The organism is Blastochloris viridis, from assembly GCF_001402875.1.
GTDB classification, from domain to species: Bacteria; Pseudomonadota; Alphaproteobacteria; order Rhizobiales; family Xanthobacteraceae; genus Blastochloris; species Blastochloris viridis.
Map to the genome: position 1 here is coordinate 2,254,347 of NZ_CP012946.1, position 23,091 is coordinate 2,277,437.

The 23,091-nt window shown below is 67.1% G+C and carries 22 protein-coding genes; 5 read left to right on the forward strand and 17 right to left on the reverse strand.

Annotated features, from left to right (window positions below):
• Positions 1-30: 30 nt before the first annotated feature.
• The 10 genes from BVIR_RS09960 to BVIR_RS10005 form a co-directional block, all read right to left on the reverse strand.
• The gene (locus tag BVIR_RS09960; RefSeq protein ID WP_055037531.1) at positions 31-1,062 is read right to left on the reverse strand and encodes a cysteine synthase A; all 1,032 of its coding nucleotides are present in this window, start codon (positions 1,060-1,062) and stop codon (positions 31-33) included.
• Positions 1,059-1,547, reverse strand: coding sequence for an Lrp/AsnC family transcriptional regulator (locus BVIR_RS09965; protein ID WP_055037532.1), 489 nt, complete (start codon positions 1,545-1,547; stop codon positions 1,059-1,061). The genes BVIR_RS09960 and BVIR_RS09965 overlap by 4 nt, the downstream gene beginning before the upstream one ends.
• A gap of 367 nt (positions 1,548-1,914) precedes the next feature.
• The gene (gene cysN, locus BVIR_RS09970; protein ID WP_055037533.1) at positions 1,915-3,843 is read right to left on the reverse strand and encodes a sulfate adenylyltransferase subunit CysN; all 1,929 of its coding nucleotides are present in this window, start codon (positions 3,841-3,843) and stop codon (positions 1,915-1,917) included.
• Entirely contained in the window at positions 3,843-4,814 is a 972-nt protein-coding gene (gene cysD / locus BVIR_RS09975; protein ID WP_082416941.1) for a sulfate adenylyltransferase subunit CysD, read from the reverse strand. The genes cysN and cysD overlap by 1 nt, the downstream gene beginning before the upstream one ends.
• Positions 4,814-5,341 carry a DUF934 domain-containing protein gene (locus BVIR_RS09980; protein WP_236823588.1) on the reverse strand — a complete coding sequence of 176 codons (528 nt, stop codon included), beginning with the start codon at positions 5,339-5,341 and terminating at the stop codon, positions 4,814-4,816. The genes cysD and BVIR_RS09980 overlap by 1 nt, the downstream gene beginning before the upstream one ends.
• A 4-nt stretch (positions 5,342-5,345) precedes the next feature.
• Entirely contained in the window at positions 5,346-6,053 is a 708-nt protein-coding gene (locus BVIR_RS09985) for a phosphoadenylyl-sulfate reductase (RefSeq protein ID WP_055037534.1), read from the reverse strand.
• A complete protein-coding gene (locus BVIR_RS09990) occupies positions 6,037-7,698 on the reverse strand; it encodes a nitrite/sulfite reductase (RefSeq protein ID WP_055037535.1) in 1,662 nt (553 codons plus the stop codon). The genes BVIR_RS09985 and BVIR_RS09990 overlap by 17 nt, the downstream gene beginning before the upstream one ends.
• 12 nt (positions 7,699-7,710) lie before the next feature.
• Positions 7,711-8,019 carry a DUF2849 domain-containing protein gene (locus BVIR_RS09995; RefSeq protein WP_055037536.1) on the reverse strand — a complete coding sequence of 103 codons (309 nt, stop codon included), beginning with the start codon at positions 8,017-8,019 and terminating at the stop codon, positions 7,711-7,713.
• A 21-nt stretch (positions 8,020-8,040) separates the two neighbouring features.
• Positions 8,041-9,054, reverse strand: a complete 1,014-nt coding sequence (locus BVIR_RS10000; protein ID WP_055037537.1) for an NAD(P)-dependent oxidoreductase — start codon at positions 9,052-9,054, stop codon at positions 8,041-8,043.
• Positions 9,055-9,109: 55 nt separating this feature from the next.
• Entirely contained in the window at positions 9,110-10,306 is a 1,197-nt protein-coding gene (locus BVIR_RS10005) for a sulfate/molybdate ABC transporter ATP-binding protein (RefSeq protein WP_082416945.1), read from the reverse strand.
• A 228-nt stretch (positions 10,307-10,534) separates the two neighbouring features.
• On the opposite strand from BVIR_RS10005, the gene BVIR_RS16860 reads away from it, so the two are divergent.
• The 3 genes from BVIR_RS16860 to BVIR_RS10015 all read left to right on the forward strand — a co-directional run bounded on the left by BVIR_RS16860 (position 10,535) and on the right by BVIR_RS10015 (position 14,202).
• Entirely contained in the window at positions 10,535-11,185 is a 651-nt protein-coding gene (locus BVIR_RS16860; RefSeq protein WP_145912001.1) for a hypothetical protein, read from the forward strand.
• Positions 11,186-11,454: 269 nt separating this feature from the next.
• Positions 11,455-11,859 carry a hypothetical protein gene (locus BVIR_RS10010; protein ID WP_055037538.1) on the forward strand — a complete coding sequence of 135 codons (405 nt, stop codon included), beginning with the start codon at positions 11,455-11,457 and terminating at the stop codon, positions 11,857-11,859.
• Positions 11,860-11,979: 120 nt separating this feature from the next.
• The gene (locus BVIR_RS10015) at positions 11,980-14,202 is read left to right on the forward strand and encodes a TonB-dependent receptor (protein ID WP_055037539.1); all 2,223 of its coding nucleotides are present in this window, start codon (positions 11,980-11,982) and stop codon (positions 14,200-14,202) included.
• 96 nt (positions 14,203-14,298) lie between these two features.
• Here BVIR_RS10015 and soxZ read toward each other — a convergent pair whose 3' ends face one another.
• Genes soxZ through BVIR_RS10040 form a run of 5 tightly spaced genes read right to left on the reverse strand, consistent with a single transcriptional unit; the run spans position 14,299 to position 17,887 of the window.
• Positions 14,299-14,631: a thiosulfate oxidation carrier complex protein SoxZ gene (soxZ, locus tag BVIR_RS10020; protein WP_055037540.1), complete on the reverse strand. Its 333-nt coding sequence runs from the start codon at positions 14,629-14,631 to the stop codon at positions 14,299-14,301.
• Positions 14,628-15,080 (reverse strand): thiosulfate oxidation carrier protein SoxY, encoded by a 453-nt coding sequence (locus tag BVIR_RS10025; protein WP_055038814.1) that lies wholly within the window; start codon positions 15,078-15,080, stop codon positions 14,628-14,630. The genes soxZ and BVIR_RS10025 overlap by 4 nt, the downstream gene beginning before the upstream one ends.
• A 17-nt stretch (positions 15,081-15,097) precedes the next feature.
• A complete protein-coding gene (locus tag BVIR_RS10030) occupies positions 15,098-16,390 on the reverse strand; it encodes an NAD(P)/FAD-dependent oxidoreductase (protein WP_055037541.1) in 1,293 nt (430 codons plus the stop codon).
• Positions 16,391-16,401: 11 nt separating this feature from the next.
• Complete coding sequence (locus BVIR_RS10035) at positions 16,402-16,737, reverse strand: c-type cytochrome (RefSeq protein WP_055037542.1); 336 nt, start codon at positions 16,735-16,737, stop codon at positions 16,402-16,404.
• Positions 16,738-16,747: 10 nt separating this feature from the next.
• Positions 16,748-17,887: a YeeE/YedE family protein gene (locus tag BVIR_RS10040; protein ID WP_236823589.1), complete on the reverse strand. Its 1,140-nt coding sequence runs from the start codon at positions 17,885-17,887 to the stop codon at positions 16,748-16,750.
• 656 nt (positions 17,888-18,543) lie between these two features.
• Here BVIR_RS10040 and BVIR_RS10045 point away from each other — a divergent pair.
• Both BVIR_RS10045 and BVIR_RS10050 read left to right on the forward strand, forming a co-directional pair.
• Complete coding sequence (locus BVIR_RS10045; protein WP_082416958.1) at positions 18,544-19,695, forward strand: ABC transporter substrate-binding protein; 1,152 nt, start codon at positions 18,544-18,546, stop codon at positions 19,693-19,695.
• Positions 19,695-20,534 (forward strand): class I SAM-dependent methyltransferase, encoded by an 840-nt coding sequence (locus BVIR_RS10050; protein ID WP_055037544.1) that lies wholly within the window; start codon positions 19,695-19,697, stop codon positions 20,532-20,534. The genes BVIR_RS10045 and BVIR_RS10050 overlap by 1 nt, the downstream gene beginning before the upstream one ends.
• 120 nt (positions 20,535-20,654) lie before the next feature.
• Here the strand turns inward: BVIR_RS10050 and BVIR_RS10055 are convergent, their stop codons facing one another.
• Positions 20,655-21,959 (reverse strand): ABC transporter substrate-binding protein, encoded by a 1,305-nt coding sequence (locus BVIR_RS10055; RefSeq protein WP_236823590.1) that lies wholly within the window; start codon positions 21,957-21,959, stop codon positions 20,655-20,657.
• The gene (locus BVIR_RS10060) at positions 21,928-23,088 is read right to left on the reverse strand and encodes a YncE family protein (protein WP_061349901.1); all 1,161 of its coding nucleotides are present in this window, start codon (positions 23,086-23,088) and stop codon (positions 21,928-21,930) included. Before BVIR_RS10060 ends, BVIR_RS10055 begins: the two co-directional genes overlap by 32 nt.
• Positions 23,089-23,091 lie beyond the last annotated feature (3 nt).

Sequence of the window (23,091 nt, forward strand, 5' to 3'; positions counted from 1 at the left end):
GCTGGGAAGCCGTCGCGCCGCACCGCCCCGTTATTCGAGGCAACGATCGACCGTGGACCGGCGCTCCAGCCACGCCGGCACCGGCAGGTTCTTTGAGCGCAGAAAGTCGGGGTTGAACAGCTTCGACTGGTAGCGCGTGCCGGAGTCGGCCAGCACCGTCACGATGGTGTGGCCGGGGCCGAGCTGGCGCGCCAGCCGCACCGCGCCGGCCAGATTGATGGCGGACGAACCGCCGAGGCACAGCCCCTCGTGCTCCAGCACGTCGAACAGCAGCGCAATCGCCTCATCGTCGGCGATCTGGAACGACACGTCCGGCCTGAAGCCGTCGAGGTTGGCGGTGACGCGGCCCTGGCCGATGCCCTCGGTGATCGAGGAGCCGTGCGCCTTGAGCTCCCCGGTGGTGTAGTAGCTGTGGAGCGCCGCACCGAGCGGATCGGCCAGCGCGATGACGACGTCGGGCCGGCGCGCGCGCAGAGCCTCGGCGACGCCGGCCAGCGTGCCGCCGGTGCCGACCGCGGCGACGAAGCCGTCGACCGCGCCGCCGGTCTGCTCCCAGATCTCCGGGCCGGTGGTCTCGACATGGGCGCGGCGGTTGGCGACGTTGTCGAACTGGTTGGCCCAGATCGCGCCGTTCGGCTCGCTCGAAGCGAGCTTGGCGGCGATGCGCCCGGATACCTTCACATAGTTGTTGGGATTGGCGTAAGGCACCGCCGGAACCTCGACCAGCTCGGCGCCGACCAATCGCAGCGTGTCCTTCTTCTCCTGGCTTTGGGTCTCCGGAATCACGATCACCGTGCGAAATCCCAGCGCGTTGCCGACCACCGCCAAGCCGATGCCGGTGTTGCCGGCGGTGCCCTCGACAACGACGCCGCCCGGCTGGATGAGGCCGCGATCGAGCGCGTCGCGAACGATGAACAGCGCCGCGCGATCCTTGATCGATCCGCCGGGATTCAAGAACTCCGCCTTGCCAAGGATGCGGCAGCCGGTGGCGGCCGACAGCGTCTTGAGTTCGATCAGCGGGGTCGATCCGATCGCCTCGATCAGGCCAGCGCGAACCGTCATGCGGCGCTCCTGTCGCGTGGGTTCTTCGTCGCCGGCGGCACCGGCAATGCGGTGGTGGCCTTGATGCGCTCCATCGCAAACCGCGAGGTGACGTTCTTCAATGGCACGACGCTGATCAGGCGCTTGTAGAACTCGTCATAGGCCGCCATGTCCGCCACCACCACCCGCAGCATGTAATCGACGTCGCCGGCCATGCGGTAGACATCCATCACCTCCGGGATCGCGACGATGGCACTGGCAAAGGTCTCCAGCCATTCCTTGGAGTGGTCGCCGCTCTCGATCGACACGAACACGGTGAGGCCGAGGCCGATCTTCTCCGGCGACACCAGCACCACGCGGCCGGTGATGATGCCTTGCGCCTCCAGCTTCTGGATGCGCTTCCAGCACGGCGTCTGCGACAGGTGCACGCGGTCGGCGATTTCGGCGATCGACAGGCTGGCGTCGACCTGCAGCAGAGTGAGGATTTTTCTGTCGGTGGCATCCATGCGGGGGAAATCCGAAATAGGAAAGGTTTGCGTCTCTTCGTCGCACTATAAGGCATGTATTTTCTATGAAACACCAAAGTTGCGCCGCTTCATAGAATAATAATCTCCAGGCGCTGCCATCGGCGCCAACACCTCCGCCGCAGCGCGGAGGTGTTGGCGCCGTCGAAAATTCCGTGGCGGTCGCGGCCGCCTGGCCGCAATGCCTCGCGGTCAAACACGATGGCGTCGCGACCGGCGCCGAACACACCGTGCCGGCGGTCCAGGCAATGCGGAACGGCGCCACGACGCCCTCCGGTCGATCAAGCCATCGTGCCGACCGCCGAAAAACCCGCCTTCCTGAAAACGCGCCGCGATCCCAGGACATGGCTCAAAGCTGGGCGCCGTCGCCGCCCGGCACGGCGCCGCGCGCGTGGGCGATCACCAGCCTGACCACCTGTTCCGCCGCGATCTGCGCACTTTCAATGTCGGTGCGCAGCACCAGCGCCGGTGCCACCGGCGCCTCATAAGTCTGGTCGCGGCCGGTGAAGTGCTTGATCCGCCCGGCTTCCGCCTTGGCATAAAGGCCCTTGGGGTCACGCTCGCGGCAAACCTCAAGCGGTGCGTCGACGAACACCTCCAGGAACCGTCCTTCCGGCAGCAGCGCCGCAACGCGGGCGCGGTCGGCGCGGAACGGCGACACCAGCGCCGCCACCACGATCAACCCGGCGTCGTGCAACAGGCGCGCCACCTCGCCGACCCGCCGCACGTTTTCGGTGCGCGACAGCGCATCGAAGCCGAGGTCGGAATTGAGGCCCTGGCGCAGATTGTCGCCGTCGAGCAGCATGGTATGGAAGCCCTGCGCCACCAGCCGCCGCTCGACCAGATTGGCGATGGTCGACTTGCCGGAGCCGGACAGCCCGGTGAGCCACACTACCAGCGGCGTCTGCGTCTTGACGAACGCACGCGTTGCCGGCGTGACATCCTGGCCGTGGGCGTGAATCTCCTGCGCGACGCCGAGGCTCTCGCGGATCAAGCCCGCCGCAACGGTGCGGTGGGTGGTCCGATCGATCAGGATGAACGAGCCGGTGGTGCGGTTGTCGTCATAGGGGTCGATTGCAATCGGAATGGTGGTCTCGACATGGATGCGGCCGATGCCGTTGAGCGGCAGCGAATCCGCCTCCTCCCGCTCCAGTGTCTCGACCGCCAGCCGGCTGGCGATCCTGGAAATCACCGCCGGCACGGTCGCGGTGCCGGCCTTCAGCAGATAGGCGGCGCGCTCGACGCCCGGCTCCTCGTCCATCCATACCACGTCGGCAGCGAGAAACCGCGACACCGTCGGGCGTGCCCGCGGTGCCGCCAAAACGTCGCCACGGGCGATGTCGAGTTCGTCCTCCAGCGTCAGCGTCACCGCCTGCCCGGCGACAGCGCGCCGGAGATCGCCGTCGAAGGTGACGATGCGCGCAACGCGCGAGCTGTGACCGGAGGCGGCGCCGATCACAACATCGCCGACATTGACCTCGCCCGAGGCGATGGTGCCGGCGAAGCCGCGGAAATTCTGCGAGGGCCGGTTGACCCACTGCACCGGCAAGCGGAACGGCTGGCTGCCGCGATCGGGCTCGACGTCGACGGACTCCAGCAGATCCAGCAGCGTCGGCCCGGCGTACCACGGCGTCCGCGTGCTCGGCGCGGCGACATTGTCGCCGAACCGGGCCGACAGCGGAATCGCGGTGATCAGCGCGAACCCGAGCGGCGCCGCAAACAGCTTGAACGCCACCGTGATCTCGTCGAACACCTCCTGGGAAAATCCGACGAGGTCGATCTTGTTGATGGCGAGCGCGACGTGGCGAATGCCGAGCAGCGAGACGATGGCGGCGTGGCGGCGGGTCTGCTCGAGCAGCCCTCGCCGCGCGTCGACCAGCAGCACCGCGAAGTCGGCATTCGAGGCGCCGGTCGCCATGTTCCGGGTGTACTGCTTGTGGCCCGGCGTATCGGCGACGATGAAGGCGCGCCGCGCCGTGGAGAAGAAGCGGTAGGCGACATCGATGGTGATGCCCTGCTCGCGCTCGGCTTCCAGGCCGTCCAGCAGCAGCGCGAAATCGATCTCGCCGCCGGTAGTGCCGAACCGGCGCGAGTCGCGCTCCAGCGTCGCGATCTGATCCTGGAACAGCCCGTTGGCCTCGAACAGCAGACGGCCGATCAGGGTCGACTTGCCATCGTCGACCGATCCGCAGGTGATGAAGCGAAGTTCGCTGCGCTTGTGGTGCGGAAGCGGTGCGGGAGCATCGGCGATAACGGCACGCGCGGCTGCAGTCGGCATCAGAAATATCCCTCGCGCTTCTTGCGCTCCATGGAGGCGTGGACGGCACCGTCGATCAGCCGGCCCTGCCGCTCCGACGATTCCGACGCCACCACCTCGGCGAAAATGTCATCGAGCGTCGCGGCGTCCGACACCGTCGCCGCCGACAGCGGCCAGCATCCCAACGTACGAAAGCGCACGCGCCGCGCAGTGACCCGCTCGCCGGGATTGAACCGCATGCGCTCGTCGTCGACCACGATCAAGGCGCCGTTCCGCTCGACCACCGGCCGCTCCGCGGCAAGATAGAGCGGTACGATCGAAATGTCCTCGGCGCGGATGTAGTCCCACACGTCGAGCTCGGTCCAATTCGACAGCGGAAACACCCGCATGGTCTCGCCGGGTGCGAGGCGGGTGTTGAACAGGCGCCACAGCTCCGGTCGCTGGTTGCGCGGCTCCCAGATGTGGCCGCTGGCGCGGTGCGAGAACATGCGCTCCTTCGCCCTTGCCTTCTCCTCGTCGCGGCGGCCGCCGCCGAACGCCGCGTCGAAGCCGAACTCGTCGAGCGCGGCCTTCAGCGCCTCGGTCAGAACCAGGCGGGTGTACTCGCCGGTTTCGGTGTCGAAGGGGTTCACACCAGCCCGCGCCGCGCGCTCGTTGGAGCGCACGATCAGATCGAGCCCGAGTTCGCGCGCGGCGCGGTCGCGGTGGTCGAGCAGGTCGCGGAAATCCCATCCCGATGCGATGTGGAGGAACGGAAACGGCGGCCGCGCCGGGAAGAACGCCTTGCGGGCAAGGTGCAGCATCACGCTGGAATCCTTGCCGACCGAATACAGCATCACCGGGTTGCGGAATTCCGCGACCACCTCGCGCAGGATGAAGATCGCCTCGTCCTCCAGCCGCCTCAGGTGCGGCGAGAGCCGATCGCCCGGCACCTCCCGGCCGCGCACCGGCGGCTCCTGCGGCAGGACGTCGGAAACCAGGATATCGGACATCACACTTTCTCCGAAATGCGCAGCCACGGGCGCGGACCGGGCCGGGCCTCCGCCGCTTCGTTCGAGGCCGGCTGGTAATGATGCCGCACCGCCTTGAGCCGGCCCTCGCGCAGCGCCGCGGCGGTGCCGGCATCATTGATGTCGAGGGCGTCGAAGCCGGCGCGGGCCAGGAACACGATCTGATCGCGCAGTACGTCGCCGGTGGCACGCAGCTCGCCGCGAAAGCCAAAGCGATCGCGCAGCAGGCGCGCCACCGAGAAGTGGCGGCCATCGGAATATTTCGCAACGTTCAGCACGACGAGCGCGAGCTGCCCGATCACGTCCTCCAGCCCGTCGAGCTTTTCGCCAACGCCAAGCACGAGGCCGACGCCCGCGTTGCGCTGCCGAAGCGCCGGCCACTCCGCCAGCAGCCGCGCCTTGCCGACGGCAATCTTGCCGGCCGGCAGCGGATCGCCATCGGCTGGAAACTGCCAGTCGTCGTCGCCGAACGAGCCGTTGCGATAGAGCGCCATGGTCGAGGTGTCCAAGTGGTCAGGTGTCCGAAGTTGCGGGAAGAACGGTCCGGCCATGGATGCCGCATTCGGTCTTGTCGAATCCGGCCCAGCGGCCGGCGCGGGGCGCATCGTGCGAGGCCGGGCGGGTGCAGGGGGCGCAGCCGATCGAGGGATAGCCGCGCGCGACCAGCGGATGCTGCGGCAGGCGGTGCTCGCCGGCGTAGGCAGCAAGGTGTTCCGGACGCCATGTCGCGAGCGGATTGACCTTGATGCGGCCGTCGTCGAGCTCGAACGTCGGCAGCACCGTCCGCGTCTCCGCCTGATAGCGCTTGCGGCCGGTGATCCAGGCGGCGAAGGGCGACAGCGCCCGCTCGAGCGGCGCCACCTTGCGAAAGGCGCAGCAGCCGTCAGGGTCCCAGACCGCGCGAGTTCCTTCGGGATCGCGCTGCGCCACCTCCTCGGCCGCCGGCGCCACGCTGCGCACATCCTTGAGGCCGAGCCGACTCGTCAGCGCATCGCGGTAGGCCAGCGTTTCAGGGAAATGCCGGCCAGTGTCGACGAACAGTACCGGGGTCGCCGGATCGATCTCCGCCACCAGGTGGAGCAGCACCGCCGACTCCGCCCCGAACGACGACACCACCGCGACCTCGCCCTTGAAGCGCGCCAGCGCGGCGGCGAGTACCGATGCGGCGTCGGCGCGACCGAAACGCGACTCAAGAGCGGCAACGTCATCCAGCGTCGGCATAGAGCGCCTCAAAGAACGGTGTCTCGCCGACCCGGCGATAGGTGGACAGGAAGCTCTCCGCCGGCGAGGACCGAAGGCGCAGATAGGCCTCGATAATGATCTCGACGGCATCGACCACATCGGCCGACGAGAACCCGCGGCCGACGATTTCGCCGATCGAGCTCGATTCGTCGGCCGAACCCCCGAGCGTAATCTGGTAGAATTCCTCGCCCTTGCGGTCGACGCCGAGGATGCCGATGTGGCCGACGTGGTGGTGGCCGCAGGCATTGATGCAGCCGGAGATCTTGAGCTTCAGCTCGCCGATGTCGTGCTGCCGGTCCAGATCGGCGAAGCGGTCCGACAGCCGCTGCGCAATCGGGATCGAGCGGGCATTGGCCAGCGAGCAATAGTCGAGCCCGGGGCATGCGATGATGTCGGTGATGAGGCCGGCATTCGGCGTCGCGAGCCCGGCCGCCGCCAGCGCGCCATGCACCGCCGGCACGTCGTCGAGCCGGACGTGCGGCAGCACCAGATTCTGCTCGTGCGACACCCGGATTTCGCCGAAGGCATAATGCTCGGCGATGTCGGCCACCGCCTCCATCTGCTCGGCGGTGGCATCGCCCGGAATGCCGCCGAACGGCTTCAGCGAAACCGTCACGATGCCGTAGCCCGGCTGCCGGTGGGCGGCGACATTGCGCCGGGCGAAGTGGGCGAAGGCAGGGTCGTTGCGCCTGGCCGCTTCGAAGATCTCCGAGCGCTCCGGCAACGTGGCGAACGCAGGCGGCGCGAAATAGGCGCGGATGCGCTCGACCTCTTCGTTCGGCACCGTCAGGGTGCGGCCGCGAAGCTCGGCGAACTCCGCCTCGATCGCCGCCTTGAGCTGCTCGACCCCGGTCTCATGAACCAGGATCTTGATGCGGGCCTTGTATTTGTTGTCGCGGCGCCCTTCGAGATTATAGATACGCAGCACCGCCTCGACATAGGCGAGCAGGTCGGCCTCCGGCAGAAAATCGCGCAGCTTCTTGGCGATCATCGGCGTGCGACCCTGCCCGCCGCCGCCGAACACGGCAAAGCCGATCGCGCCCGCCGCATCGCGCTTCACTTCGAGCCCGATATCATGGACCTGGATCGCGGCGCGGTCGTGCGGCGCGCCGGTCACCGCGAGCTTGAACTTGCGCGGCAGGAAACTGAACTCGGGGTGGAGCGACGACCATTGCCGCAGAATTTCGGCGTAGGGCCGCGGATCGGCGACCTCGTCGGCGGCGGCACCGGCGAAGTGATCGGCCGTGACGTTGCGAATGCAGTTTCCCGAGGTCTGGATGGCGTGCATCTCAACCTCGGCCAGCTGATCGAGAATCGCCGGCACATCCTTCAGCGCAATCCAGTTGAACTGGAGGTTCTGGCGGGTGGTGAAATGGCCGTAGCCGCGGTCGTAGACCCGGCCGATGTGCGCAAGCTTGCGCAGCTGGCGCGACGACAGCGTGCCGTAGGGAATGGCGATGCGCAGCATGTAGGCGTGGAGTTGCAGATAGACCCCGTTCATCAGCCGCAGCGGCTTGAACTGGTCCTCGGTCAGCTCGCCGGACAGCCGACGCTCGACCTGGTCGGCGAACTCCGCAACACGTTCGCGGACGAAGGCGGCGTCGAACTCGTCGTAACGGTACATCGGCACTCTCCGTTACCGTGCGCTGCCGGGCAGCGGGATGGTCGGACCGGTGGCGCGGATCAACTCGCGCAGTTCGAGCGGCCGGACGAAGCCCTTTTCGCGGACGACCGCGATCAGCGTCGGCTCGATCACCTTGCCGGCATCGTGGTCGGCGCGGGCGCGCGTCAGCAGCGCGTCCGCCGCTGCGCGGGTCTCGGCGATTTCCGCCCCTGCAAGGTCGGACACCCAGGCGCCCTCCGCGCTGCGGAACACCACCACCCCGGTGCCGAGGTCGTTGGAAATCGCAACCGAGGGCTGAAACGGCTTCGGAGCTTTCGCCATCTGGACTCTCCGGTACACTTGTTATGCCGCCCGGCGGGCGGCCACGCGCGCGGTGCGCGCCGGTGCGCCGCGCGGCGTGGCAACGCCCGGCACGATCTCGAATTCGATACCGGCGGTGCTTAGCGCCGCGGTGTCACGGTCGACGTCCGTGGCGTCGGCCGCCCCGGTGACGAGGCGCACCACCGCCTTGCCTTCGCCGCCGAGCCGCACCAATAGCGCACCCGCCTCCGCGCGCGAGCGGCGATCCAGCCGAACGCGCGTGACGTCGCGCCGCCCCATGGCGAGAATGGCTTCCGGCACCTCGCCATCGTGGACGACGACGTCGGCCGTGAGCAGAAGCCGGTGGGCGCGCAAGGTGAGAAGGTCGGCCACGCCCGACCCGGCGCCGACGAACCACACCTTGCCGGTCGGCGCGGCCACTGCCGCACGATCGATCGCGGTCACGGCAAGGTCCGCCGCGGCATCGATATCGCCGGCGAGCGCGAGCGCGGCCGGGCGGCCCTCGAACAGGGCGGACCAGACCCGGCGGCGTGCGAGCGCATCGGGCAGCCGGTCGATCGCGCGTTCGCGCACCCGCGCGGCGAGTTCGCCGAGCCGACCGAACGCCGGCGGCAGCAGCGCCTCGATCATCCCCCGCAGCTTCACCGCAAGTACCGGGGCGTGGCCGTCGGTGGCGATGGCGATCGAGATCGGGGCGCGATCGACGATCGAGGGGGTGGCGAAGTCGGACAGGTGCGGGCGGTCGACCACATTCACCGCGATGCCGGCGCTGCGCAGCCGTTCGGCAAGGCGGGCGTCCGCCTTCTCATCGCCGAGTGCGATGAAGGCCAGCACCGCCTCCGCGAGGCGATGAGGCGTCAGCGCCGCGGTGCGCTCGACGCCATGAGCGTCGGCGAACGCCGCAAGATCCGGCGACGGCGCCGCCGCCACCAGCGTCAGCATCGCCTCGGTCCGCACCAGCAGGCGCAGCTTCTGCAACGCGGCCTCGCCCTCCCCGGCCACCAGTACGCGGCGGCCGGCGACGGCGTAGGACACCGGAAGGAAACGAAAGCGCGCTATGGCTGGTGCAACTCGCATTACGGATGCCGGATCAGGCGCTGAAGACGCGGACGTGGGTGAATGCGACGCGGATATTGTCGCCCTTGGCGAGCACAACCTCGACCGGCACCTCCATCTCGACCGGCGGCAGGCTGTCGCCAAACCGCAGTTCCGCCCGCCGCGTCGCGCCCGCCCGCCGCACCGCCGCAACGTGCGCCGGAAGCGTCTGCGGCGCAGTCGCGCCACCATCGCTTCGCGCCATCACCAGATCGCGCGGGCGCACGAACAGCGCGGCCGGGCCGTCCGGCACCCTGCGGCCGTTCATCGGCAGCGTGTGCGCACCGATGCGGACCCCGCCGCCGGCGGCCTCGACCGGGAGCCGGGCCGACTCGCCGATGAAGCCGGCGACGAACGCCGTCGCCGGGTGCTCGTAAATCTCGTCGGGCGTGCCGATCTGCTCCAGCCGACCCTGGTTGAGGATGGCGACGCGGTCGGCGATCTCCAGCGCCTCGTCCTGGTCGTGGGTCACGAACAGCGTGGTGTGACCGGTCCTCTCGTGGATATCGCGCAGCCAACGCCGCAAATCCCGCCGCACCTTGGCGTCGAGCGCGCCGAACGGCTCGTCGAGCAGCAGCACCTTGGGATCGACCGCCAGCGCGCGGGCAAGCGCGACCCGTTGGCGCTGGCCGCCGGAGAGCTGCGAGGGATACCGCTTCTCGATGCCCGGCAGCTGCACCAGCTCGAGCAGTTCCGTCACCCGAGCGCGAATGATCGCGGCGGAGGGGCGCGCGGCGCGCGGCCGCACCTTGAGCCCATAGGCGATGTTGTCGGCCACGGTGAGGTGGCGGAACAGCGCGTAGCTTTGGAACATGAAGCCGACGCCGCGGTCCTGCACCGGCACCTGCGTCGCATCCTCGCCGCCGAGCAGGATGCGGCCGGCGCTGGCCTGTTCGAGGCCGGCGACAATGCGCAGCAGCGTGGTCTTGCCGGAGCCCGACGGCCCCAGCAACGCCACCAGCTCTCCCGCCCGCGCGTTCAACGTGACGTCCGCAAGCGCCGCGGTGTCGGCGAAGCGCTTGCTGATGCCCTCGGCGCGGACGTCGACCGTGCCCAGCCGATCGGCGTTGCCCCGCTCGCGCAACACCGCCTCGGCAGCGTCGATGGCGTCATGCGCCGCGATGGCGTGCGGGGCGAACGGGCCCGGCCAGGACCGATGCGACTGCGAAGACGCGGGCGACAACGCATTCATGAGCGAAAACCTCTCCCTGCAGCGGTCTGGTGTCGGTCAGCTCGCAGTGGCAGCGCGCGCCGCAAATCCCGCTAGCGACGCCCCGACCGAACGCATCAACGCGAAGCCGACGGTTGGGATGAGGCGGATCCCGCGACCTCACCGCTGACGTGAAACCTGCGCCAAATCCACCGTTGGTATTTTTTGCGCTTGTGGCGACCGCGCTTTTTGGCCACCGCCACATGACGGATGAATCGAGCCGATGATCGGCGCCGCACACGCCTGCGCCGCACCGACGCGCCGAACCTCGCCGGCTCCATCGAGCCGGGCGGCTACGGCATTAACATCCGTCGAGAGGTGTCCGTTTCATGGGACTTCTCCTTCTTCAATTCGGAGACCCACGAAATTCTTCGTGGCGCTTTAGCGTTTGATGTCGCGGCGCAAGCTGCTCCGTCAAATCCCGCGATCAGCAGGGGGCCGATGACGCCATCATCGTCGGTGGCCTCGGCGCGGTCAACGAAAGCGCCTTCCAAAATTCGCGCCGCCCGTGAAACGAAACTCTCCTTATGCTCCCGGAAAGATGACGTCCTTTCGCCCGCTCCGCGAAAACGCGCAGAATCTGCTGCGGCTACTTTATCTGCTGCGGCCACTTTGCCTGCCACAGCCACTTTCGCGGCAGCGCCACCGGTACCGGCCCAGCGCAGCCACGACCGCCGGACGACCCGCTCATCCCAGCGGAAACGGGCAAAAAATCTGAATTCGGCCGGCGACCTAGAAAAGAATTTTATGGAGATTTTTTCTATTTCAAGCGCGCCAATGGATGTATTTCATCTCCAAAATCGCACACATTCAAAAGATATATTCGTGCCACTGGAAACAAAATTGCCGAAAAATCCTTGATCTGAATGGGTTTTGTCGTCAACCGGACTACGCGATTTCGGCATGATCGGCCCGATTTATTATCGCGGCCTCCAGCTTCGCCAGATTTGAATAGTTCAAATCTTTTTTCAAACTCATCTCGTTGTTAACAATGTGTTGCCGGCGGTCCGACGCGCGGTATAACTCGTTACAGGGACTGCCCCGCTTGAGCTGTCGCTCGGCCGATATGGCCGCGGCCGCGAGAGGGTTCGGCGGATGACGCGGCCAGACACTGTGAAGGTCGACACGGCATGATGACGCGGCTGTCGCAGCACACTGGCGAGTGGGCCCGCCGGGTGGTCGCAATCTTTGCGATCTGCGGGCTGCTGCTTCCGGCGGCGGGCTTCCCGCACGCGCAGACTCCCGACGAGACCGCCGGTGCCATCGCGTTCGAGTTTCTCATCTGCCGCGGAGGCGATGAAGCGGGCAGACACGCTTCCGGCGACGCACCGCCCGATCCCGCACTGCCCGCCGCCGGCAAGTGCCAGGCGTGCGTTCTTCCGGTCGGCGCACTTCCGGCCCCGATCATCGCGGTGCCGGAAGTGCGCGCCATCGCCGTTCCGTTTCAAACCTGGACGGCGACCATCGCGCCAGCGATTGCACCGCAATGGCCGCACCGGCAACCGCCGCCGCGCGCGCCACCGCCGGCGGCTTGAGAACGCCGGCTTGACCGGAGCTTCCTCCATCACCGTTTGCCGTCATCCCGCAGGCTGAAGCGGGCCGCCTGCCTTGCCGTTTCGGGCGAGGTGCGGTGCCGCGCGCCAACGAGACCCGTCATGTCCAATCGTCCCATCTTGCGACGCGCACTCTGCGCCACCACGGCGCTTGTCCCCATTGTCTCCGCCATCGCCCTGCCGTCGGCCGCGTGGTCGCAATCGGCAAGCCTGCCCGCCATCGTCGTCCATCCGTCCACGGCGCAGACGTCGTCGTCCGGCACGGCCGACGCCACCACGCTCGCCTCCACCACGCTGTCGGATGACGACCTCGCGGCGCTGCGCCTCAGCACCGGCGACACCGCCACGCTGCTCACCGACGTCGCCGGGGTCAGCGTCTATTCCGCCGGCGGGGTGTCGAGCCTGCCGGTGGTCAACGGCCTCGCCGACGACCGCGTCGGCATCACCGTCGGCGGCGCGCCACTGACGTCGGCGTGCGGCAACCACATGAACCCGATCCTGTCCTACGTCGACCCGTCGACGGTGGCGAAGATCACGGTGCAAGGCGGGGTCTCGCCGGTCAGCGCCGGCGGCGACGCCATCGCCGGCACCGTCGTCGTCGAATCGGCGCCGCCGAGGTTCGCCGCAGCGAACGAGGCGCTGTTCAAGACAGCGAGCGTCTCGACCTTCTATCGCAGCGTTAACAACGCCATCGGCGTCGCCGGCAGCGCAACTGTTGCAACCGCCAATCTCAGCCTCAGCTATCTGGGCGGTTGGGAGCGTGGCGGCAACTACAAGGCCGGCGGCGACCGCACCATCAAGTCCACCGCCTACGAAACGCAAAACCACGCGCTCGAACTGGCGGGCCGCGGCGACGGCCAGCAGGTCACGCTCAAGGTCGCCGGCCAGTTCATCCCCTACCAGGCGTTCCCGAACCAATACATGGACATGGTCGAGAACACCGGGCTCAGCGTCAACGCGCGCTATGAGGGCGATCTGTCGTGGGGCCAGCTCGACGCGCGGCTCTATGCGAGCCAGATCCGCCACGACATGGATAAGATCCATCCTGACAAAAGCGGCGCCATGCCGATGAGCACCGATGGCGCGGACACCGGCTGGTCGGTCAAGGCGACGATCCCGACCTCGACGCGCGACGTGATCCGCATCGGCAACGAACTTCAGCACACCACGCTCGACGATTGGTGGCCCCCGGTCGCCGGCTCGTCGATGATGTCGCCCAACACCTACTGGAACATCAATGGCGGCGAGCGCACCCGTCTTGGCACCTTCGCCGAGTGGGAAGCGAAGTGGACGCCGCAATGGACCACGCTGGTCGGGGTGCGCAACGACACGGTATGGATGGACACCGGCGATGTGCAGGCCTACGGCACCAGCGCGATGAACGCCGACGTCAAGGCGGCCGCCGCCTTCAACGCCGCCGACCGTGCCCGCACCGACGTGAACTTCGACGCCACCGCGCTGGTGCGCTACGAGCACGATGCGCGAACCGCGATCGAGCTCGGCTACGCTCGCAAGACCCGCTCGCCCAATCTCTATGAGCGCTACGCCTGGGGCCAGGGCTCGATGGCGATGAGCATGATCGGCTGGTTCGGCGACGGCAACGGCTACGTCGGCAATCTCGACCTCGATCCCGAGATCGCCCACACCGTCAGCGCAACGCTGCGCTGGCGCGATGCGGTTCGCGCCGATGGCCAGTCCGCCTGGGAAATCAAGCTCACGCCCTATTATTCCTACGTCGAGAACTTCATCGACGTCGATCGCTGCTCGGTCAACACCGCGATGATGGCCGCCTGCACCGCGGCCAACCGTACCGCAACCACCGGCTTCGTCTATCTGACGTTCGCCAACCACGACGCCGAGCTCTACGGCGCCAACCTGTCCGGCCATATCGAGGCGTGGAACTCGCCCGAATACGGCCGCGGCGTGATCAAGGGCACGCTCGGCTGGGTGCACGGCGAAAACCTCGATACCGGCGACAACCTTTACCACATGCTGCCGATCAATGCCCGCCTCGCGCTGGAGCACGCCAAGGGCGGCTGGCGGAACGGCATCGAGGTGCAGATGGTCAGCGCCAAGGACGACGTCAGCGCGGTGCGAAACGAGTTGGCGACGCCGGCCTACGCGCTGATCAACTTGCGCACCGGGTACGAATGGCGCAACGCCAGGCTCGATCTCGGCATCGATAACCTGCTCGACCAATACTATTACTTGCCACTCGGCGGCGCCGACCTGGTGGACTATCGGCTGAACAACCGTTCCCAATGGGGTTATGCGCTCGCCGGCCCGGGGAGGTCGTTCAACACCCGCCTCACCGTGACGTTCTAGCCCACTGGCGAACGCGCGCCGCCTCGACTCCGGGCGGCGCGCGGCGCGCGGTGCCCGACGATCGCGGCGCGGTGCCAACCCGCCGAGCGCCGCCGTTCAGCCGATCGTCACCGAGGCCGCCGTCCGCGCGGTGCGGCCGTCCTCGTGAGTCCAGACGAACTCGAACTCGGTCGACGCCGTGACGCGGGCATAGAACACCAGATAGGGGTGCGCCGAGGTGGCATTGCGGAACACCGCCGAGAACACCTCGGCACCATTCGCGCGCGCGACGAAGCCGGCGAGAATGTCGCGCGGCACCAGCTTGCCGTCGGCGTCCTTGCGCAGGCCGGTCTCCATCGGGTGATCGATCAGGGTGCGGATCTCGATCACCTCGCCGGCGCGGGCCGACGACGGAATGCGGACGCGCGGCCGGCCGAGCGGCGCCGTCATGTCAGACACCCTCCGACGCTGACGCTGATCTCGGCCGTCGCGCGCCGCACCGTGCCGTCGCTCAGTTCGGCCAGCACGATCACCGTCTGCTTCTGCGCCAGCCGCATCCGCGCCGACACCTCCGCCCGGCCGCTGGCCGGGGTGAAGCGATAGCTGGCGACGCCGGGCGTCGGGTTCCCGGTCGCGACGATATGGATGGCGCGAACGTAGGCGTCGGCCGTCATCGGGCTTTCGACCGCGACCGTGACGGGCACCACCGCGCCATTCTCCGCGGTGGCCGGCACCTGCAGCCGGATGCAGCCATCATGCAGAACCGCATCGCCGACCAGATCGCGGATTGCGGCAGCGACGTCGTCCGGCGGGCTTGCCGCCGCCGGTGACACCATCGCCAGAACGACGAGCCCGCCGCCGCCGCGCAGAACGGCGCGGCGGTCGACGGAACGCAGCATGCCCGGCCCGCCGCGCATCAGCTGAACGCATCCTTGGTGATGGCGGCATACCAGGAGTCGGCGTAGTGCGATTCGAGCTTGCGCTGCTCGCGCTGCTGCTCCAGCGGACCCCGAGGCGACACGCCGCCGGAGTTGGGCGTCTCAACGAAGCCCTTCTCGCCGGGCCGGAACACGCCGACCACCGAGATGCCGTAGTCGTCGCCGACGTGGCTGTAGCAGGTGTTGAAGTAGATCGGGTCCTTCGGCACCTCGCGACCTTCGAGCAGCGCCACCGCCGAGGCCGCGGCCTGCTTCGACGTCGAATTGGCGATGAAGCCGGACTTCGGCATCGGACCGCCGATGGTGGCATCGCCGATGACGTGGACGTCCTTCACCGCGGTGGCCTCGAACGTGTAGGGGTTGACCGGCACCCAGCCGGTCTCGTTGACGAGGCCGATGTCGAACGCGATCTTTGCGGCCGACTGCGGCGGGATGACGTTGCCGACGTCGACCTTGTGGCGGGTCCCGAACTCGGTCTCGAAGATCTTCTCCTTCACGTCGACGCGCACCACCCTACCGTCCTTGGCGGCCGGGATCCACTCGATCAGGCCAGGATAAAGTTCGTTCCAGGCGTCCTGGAACAGGCCCTGCTTGGAGAACGCATCCTTGCCGTCCAGCGCTAGAATCTTCGACCGCGGCTTGTGCTTCTTGAGATAGCTCGCGACCAGGCTGATGCGCTCATAGGGGCCGGGCGGGCATCGGAAGGGATTGCCGGGAATGGCGAAGCCAACCACACCGCCGTCCGGCAGCGCCTCCAGTTGCCGGCGCAGCAGCACCACCTGCTCGCCGTTCTCCGGCACCCAGGCGTGCGGGAACACCTCCTCGGCGCCCTTGCCGTATCCCGCCAGTGCGTCCCACTTGATGGCGATGCCGGGCGACACGATCAGCTTGTCGTAGGCAATGGTGGCGCCGCCGCGCACCTTCACCTTCTTGGCGATGACATCGACGGAATCCGCCCAGTCGTGCACGAACTTCACGCCGCGGCGGCTTAGCCCGACGTAGGACTGGGTGATTTCGGCCAGCGTCTTGCGTCCTTCGAGCAGCAGGTTGCCATACGGACAGGTGACGACCTGCTTGCGCGGCTCGATGATGGTGACGGCGATGTGAGGATGGTTGATGCGGATGTAGCGCGCGGCGGATGCGCCGCCGAAGCCGCCGCCGATGATGACGATACGGCCCTTGGCCTTGGCCTGGACTACCGCGGGCGCGGCGAGCGTGGCGGCACCGGCGAGGGCGAGCCGGGCGAAGTCACGACGGGAAACCTGGGTCATGGCGGGCCTCTTCAGCGTTTGACCGCGGCGAAATAGTCAGCCAGCGTCGCGACCTCCTGGTCGGAATAGCCGCGGGCGATCCGCGCCATGATGGTGGCGGCTGGGCGCTGGTTGTTGCGGAACTCGCCCCACACTTGCACCAGCGCGTTGCGGTCGTAGCCGGCGAGAATGGGCGTGCCGTTCTGGCCCTCGCCGTTCTGGCCATGGCAGCCGGCGCAGGCCTGGGCGAGCAGCGGCGCCGGCGTGCGGGCCGCTGCCTTCGATGACTTGGTGTCGGCCATTGCTGACGTCGCGACCATGGTCGCCACAGCGGCGACGATGGCACCAAACAGGCGTTTGTTCGACATGGCGGCTCCGTTAGATCCGTGACGTGATGGGGGAATGGTGGGCGCGGGCGGCGGCGGCCGGCCCGTCGAGCGCGAATAGCCCGCGCAACTGCACGCCGAGCCAGTTGCCCGGCAGTGCGGCGGCGATCCACAGCCAGCCATGAAGGCTGCCGGAGGCGATGCCGGAAAAGAAAGCGCTGATGTTGCAGCCGGTGGCGACGATGGCGCCGGCGCCGAGCAGAACGCCGCCGATTGCCGAGGCCACAAGATGGCGAAGTGGAACATGCAGCGTCGTCGCGAACGAGCCCGCAACGCCGGCCGCGAGTGCGCCGCCGACCACGATGCCCACAGTCATCACCGTGGTGGTGTCGCGCCACAGCGCGCGATGAACGGCCTCGGCGCGCGTGGGGTCCTCCCAGAAGGGCCAGAACACCGGGTCGGCGAGGCCGAGACGGTCGAGCGCCTGCGAGCCCCACAATGCGAACGCCTGGGAAATTCCCCACGGCCGGCCGGCGAGAAGCAGCGTTGCGAAGTTGAGTAGCGCCAACGCCAACGCCGCCCAGGCATAGGGCCAGACGCCCTGCAGCAGCGACGAGCCGGACCGCCGCCACACCGCCTGGACGGCGCCATGGCGGCGCCGCTCGATCGCCGCCAGCGCCACCCACGCCAGCACGAACACCGCAAGATGGAGCGCCAGCGCCGGCGCGAGGCCGAGTTCCGACAGCAGCGAGAGCGGCGGCAATGCCGGCAGATCGCTCCACAGCTCGGCGTAGAACGCCGCCAGGGTGGCGCCGACCACCGCGAATGCCAGTGTCACCATCATGCGCGTCGAGCCCCCGCCCACGGTGTAGAGCGTGCCCGAAATGCAGCCGCCGCTGAGCTGCATGCCGACGCCGAACAATAAGGCGCCCAGCGCCACGCCCACCCCGGCCGGCATCACGAAGCCGCGCACCGGCGCACCCAGCACCGTGCCGAACGCCAGCGCGGGAAAGAACAGCACCACCGCCGCTCCAAGCATCAGAATCTGCGCGCGCACCTGGGCGCTCTTTCCCTCGCGCAGCAAAACACGAAAGCCGGCGCTGAAGCCGAAGCCGGCGCGGTGAAGCGCAAAGCCGAGCGCAATGCCCACCAGCCACAGCGCGCCCAGGCGCCAACCGGTCGCCGCGCTCACGGCGAACCCGCCAATCGCCGCAACGGCCGCAACGCCGACGACAAATGGCCGGGCGGACAGAAATTGAGAGCGGATCAGATCAACCGACACGACGATCGCCACGCACTGTTCATTTGCGCCAGCGAACCATAGGACACCGCGCGTTCAAAGCGTCGTCGCCACCGGATGCGCAAATAACGAAACTCGTCTCATTCCCACGTGGTCGGGAGATGAAGCCGTTCGCACCAAACGCCACGGATGGCAAATCGTTGTCGATTTCGCAAATCTTGCCTCTGCTTACGCCGCTGGCTTCGTCCGCCAAGGAATAGATTTGCGGCTTGCGGGAGCTTCACCGCCAACCTAATCTTTTCCGGCGATCACGCCATGCAGCAACCGCGACAGCGACCGCGGGCGCTCGCAGACGTGAAAGACAGAGAAAGTCACTCCGCGGTTCCGGTCCCAGGACCGCGGAAAACTGGTGTGAGAAACCAGCATTTGGGCGAGTGCACGGCGACGCTTCGGCTTGATACGGCGGGTCATTGGGAACCGCACTTTTCGGACGGTTCGTTCAATGGCATCGGCGATAGCGCCATGAATCAATATCGGTGTCCGGTCCGCTCGGGAGATTCGAACGGTCGACGCTGCACCAAGGACGCAGCACCAAGGAGGAAATTGGGATGACCGAGCAAGCAAAAGACGGCGCGGACTTTGCTCCTCCTGTCAGGGGGTCGGCTGGTCAGGGCCTCCTCAATCGCCGTTCGGTGCTGAGCAGTGCTGCCGTGACATTCGGGCTCGCCATCGCTGCGGGAGCAAAGATCGGGGAAGCCTATGGGGTTGGCGTCAGACTGCCGGATCTGCCGCCCGAGTTTCGCGACTTTCCGATCTGCCGCGCCTCGACACGGATCGATGTCCCCGATCCGAAAGGGCCGCCGCGCAAGATCCGGTTTGCCTACAACGGCACGGGCATCTGCACCGCGGCGGTGCCGGTTGCGCTTCACCGAGGCTATTTCACCCGGCATAATCTGGATGTCGAATTTGTTCAGCTCGCCGGCTCGATCGATCAGATGTTGCAGGCGCTGGCCACCGACAAGGCCGACGCCGGCGTCAGCATGGCGCTCAACTGGCTCAAGCCACTGGAAGGTGGCTTCGACGTCAAGCTGACCACCGGGATGCATGGCGGCTGCACGCGACTGCTCGTGCATCGCGATTCCGGAATCACCGATATTGCCCAGTTGCGCGGCAGAAGCATCGGGGTCAGCAACCTCGCCGGCACGCCGCGGCACTTTTTCTCGGTGATGCTGGCGGACAAGGGGCTCAATCCTGACAAAGATGTCGAGTGGCGGGAATTCCCGGCTGATCTACTGCCGGTGGCGTTGCAGCGCGGCGAGGTGAATGCGCTGGCCGACTCCGATCCCGCCGTGTGGCTGGCACGCCTGCGCAGCAACGGCGAGTTGGTGGAGATCGCCTCGAACCTGTCCGGCGATTACGCCAATCTCACCTGTTGTGTGTTGGGTATCCGCGCATCCCTGCTGCGGGAGGACCGTGCAGTCGCCGCGGCATTGACCGCGGCCAGTCTGGAGGCCGCCGCACACGTTGCCGCCAATCCAGACGACGCCGCGGCGGTGTTTGCACCATACACTCCGAAAGTTCCGGTCGGCGAACTCGCCGCCATGCTGCGCAGTCACACCCACGATCATCATCCGGCGGGCGATGAACTGCGCAAGGAACTGGTTCGGATCATCACCGATTTGAAACGTGCCTCCGTCCTCAGACAGAGCACCGATCCGAACAAGTTCGCTGCGCGCATTGTCGAGAATGTGTTCGACTGATGCAAAATCAGGCGGCATCTGCACCTCAACCCGTTGTGAGCCTTGCGCTCGATTCCCCCGATCTGGCCCTGGCCTATGAGCGCACCAGCGATCCCCAATTCAAGCACGGCCAGATCCTCGTCAAGGCGCTGAACATTGGACCGGGCGAGCAGGTTCTTGATCTTGGTGCCGGCACCGGCCGCCTTGGCGCGTACGTCGCCGAACTCGTCGGCCCGGCGGGGCAGGTGATCGCGATCGATCCGCTTCCTCTACGCGTCGATATTGCGCAAGCCAAAGCCAAGCCCAATCTGGAGGCGAGGGTGGGACGGGCCGAGGATCTGTCGCAATTTGCGTCAGATGAGTTCGACGTCGTCTACCTCAACAGCGTGTTCCACTGGATTGCGGACAAGCCACGCGCGCTTCGCGAGATTTTCCGTGTGCTCAAGCCAGGCGGTCGGCTCGGCCTCAACTCGGCCGACCCGCATCGCCTGCACCAGTTCCGGCGACATGTCGCCGAAATCTTCAACGAGCAGGGCATTGACGCCCCTGCGAACGCGACAATTCCCGTTGACCAGCAGGAACTTCAAGCTTTGCTTTCGGCGGCCGGCTTCGTTCACGTCGAAACCCGGCATCACACCCTGGTCGACTTTCATCCGGACGTGGACAGCCTCATCGCCTGGTCCCGCAGCAGCTCGTTCGGAAACTCCCTGGCCTCGCTGAGCAACATCCAGCAAACGCAACTTCGCGACGTCTTGGCGCAGCGTCTCGAACCCTTTCGTACGCCTGATGGCCTTCGGCTCGAACGCTATCTGATTTTCGCCACCGCCCGGCGTCCGGCTGTCGCCGGGGCAAGTGGTTGATACGATAGACGGCCGATCAAGCCGAAAACGAGGCTTCGTTCCGTTCGCCGAAAATCCGCCTTTCCAACGCGGATCTCGGCGACCTGGCGAGGCGTGATCACGAAGGGACGTCACCCCGCATCAATTGATGTCCACGACGACGCGATCGGCGAATTTCTTGGTGTCGGTCGTGCGCTTGAGGACTTCCACCACCTTCAGCTCTTCGGCGTAGGTGATGATCTCGGTCTTGAAATCCTCGCCGATCGGATGGCGGTGGTTGGTCAGCGTCCGCAGCATGCGGCCAAGATCGGCCGGGTTCTCCTTCGGGGCATAGGGAGCGTAGGCGGCGGCTGCATCGTCGGGATTTTCGTGCGACCATTGCGCCGCCTCAATCAGCGCCTTGGAAGCGGCGACCGCGGTTGGCCTGTCGGCACGATAGAGGCTGCCGCGCACGCCGATGACACAGCAGGCGCGGTCGGCATATTCGTCGACCAGGTTGGTCGCAACCTCGACCAGGTTATGGCTTTGCTTCAGCTTGTAAGCCAGCGGGTCGCTGGTGCTGATGGCGTCGACCTCACCCTTCTCGACCGCGACGCCGAGCAGGTCCGGCGGAAACTGCCGCCAATCGATTTCGTTGACCGGGTCGATGCCGCGCTTCGACAGCGCAATGGCGAAAAAGTTGCGGTCGACGCCGGCGATGTCGCCGACGCCGATCCGCTTGCCGCGCAGCGATTGAAGATTGGTCAATCCCGAGTTCCGGGCGGCGAGGATATTCATGCAGCCGCCGTGGGTCGCCCCGGTCAGCTTGACGTCGAAGCCGGCTTCCAGCGGCTTGATCCAGCGCAGCGCCATGCCGAGAGCAAGGTCAGCCGTGCCGGAGGACACCGACTGCAGCAGCAGATCGGTCGAACCCGCCCAGTTGATGGACTCGACGTTGAGCTGGTATTTCTCGAAGAACCCGCGATGCAGCGCCACCGGAACGGCAATATGACAGAGTGCGGTCGGCATCCAGGCCAGCTTCAAGCGCTTGGCCTCCTGCGCGCGTGCGCGGCAAACGAAACCGAACGGGGCCGCAATCGCTGCCCCGGCCGCTGCCGTCAAGATCGCACGGCGCGACATCGCCCCTCGCTTCGCGCCGGTTTCGGCCGATGCATCCGGATCAATCATGTGTCGCCCCCGTTGCGGCCGGACCACCCGCCGCCCATGTTCCGCGCCGAAAGCTAAGCACGGATGCGATGGTATTCGTTTGCCTTTTTCTGTGACTCTGTAGATGACCACCCCGCCCGGAGCGGGCGCGATGAAGCTTCTTGCCAGTACCTTGCCAAGCGCGTTGCCAAGCCTCTGATCACCACGCGCGCTGCCCGCAGCTGGGCACGAACGGCCATGCCTTCGCAGTCCCGGTTCACGCCGGAACTCAATGGCAGACGCCCCACCCGCCCGCCACAATTGCGGCCAGTGGCGTGCTCGGCAACGCGATGGTCGCGACCACGCGTTGGGATTGGCCGTCGACCACCATCAGCTTGGGCGGGTCCATCAGCGGCAGATAGAGCTTGCGGCTGTCGGACGTCACCGCGCCGCGAAGCGGCGTGCCCGGCAATGTGATCTCGCCCGACAGGCTCGGGCGATCGAGATCGTACACCAGCAGCCGGTGCAGCGCCGCGCTGGCAACGAAACCGACGCTGTCGAGCCACGCGGTGTAGATGCCGGTCACGACGGACGCGCCGCGCAGTCTCACCGGCTGAACGAGTCGCTCGCTTCGGACGACGAGCGCCTGACGCGATGGCTCTGGAATCAGCAGAACCCTGCCGGTCCCCGATGGAACGGCTGGCCCGGCACCTGGGCCCGCCTCGATATGATCGATCGCCTGACGCCGCTCCAGATCGAGCACGGCGATCGTGCCGCCGCCCTGCGGCTGCGCCAGCGCCTGGCGGTCGCTGGGAGTCCGCGTCAGCGTCGCGATCTCCGTCCCGATCGCTCCGAGGACGATCTCGCCGACATGCTCGCCGCTCATCACATCGATCATGCCGATGCCTGCGAGGCCCTCGGCCGCGTAGAAGATCAGCGTGTCCTGGTTGGCGAACATCACGTCGCGAAGCGGCGGCAACCCGGCGATCTTCGTCCTGACCCGGTCGGTATCAAGATCGACCAGCGCGATTGCGCCCGCGGCGAGGTCGATGGCGGCAAGGATGCGCCCGCGGCTGCCGAGCACAAGCCGCTGGGCAAGGTTGGGCAGCACGATCTCTTTGAGCGCGCCGCCGGACACGTTCAGCACGGAGAGCGCCGCCCGGCCGTCGGTGGCGACCAGCTTGGCAAGCTCCCGGCTCACCTCCACCTGGCGCGGGACAATGTCGATGTGCAGCGTGCCGACAATGCGGTCGGTGTCGGTGTCGATGACGGAGATGGCCGGCGTTTCGGCGGACGGCACGAACACATAACCCTGGATGTAGGCTGCGACGAGCCAAGCCGGCGCGGCCGGGCTGGCGAAGAGTGTGATGAGCAGGGCCAGCGCTGCCAGCAGCGGCGTCCGCATCGCCCTGCCAAGCCGGGCTGCATGAGAGCCGTCGTGCCTGGTCATTGC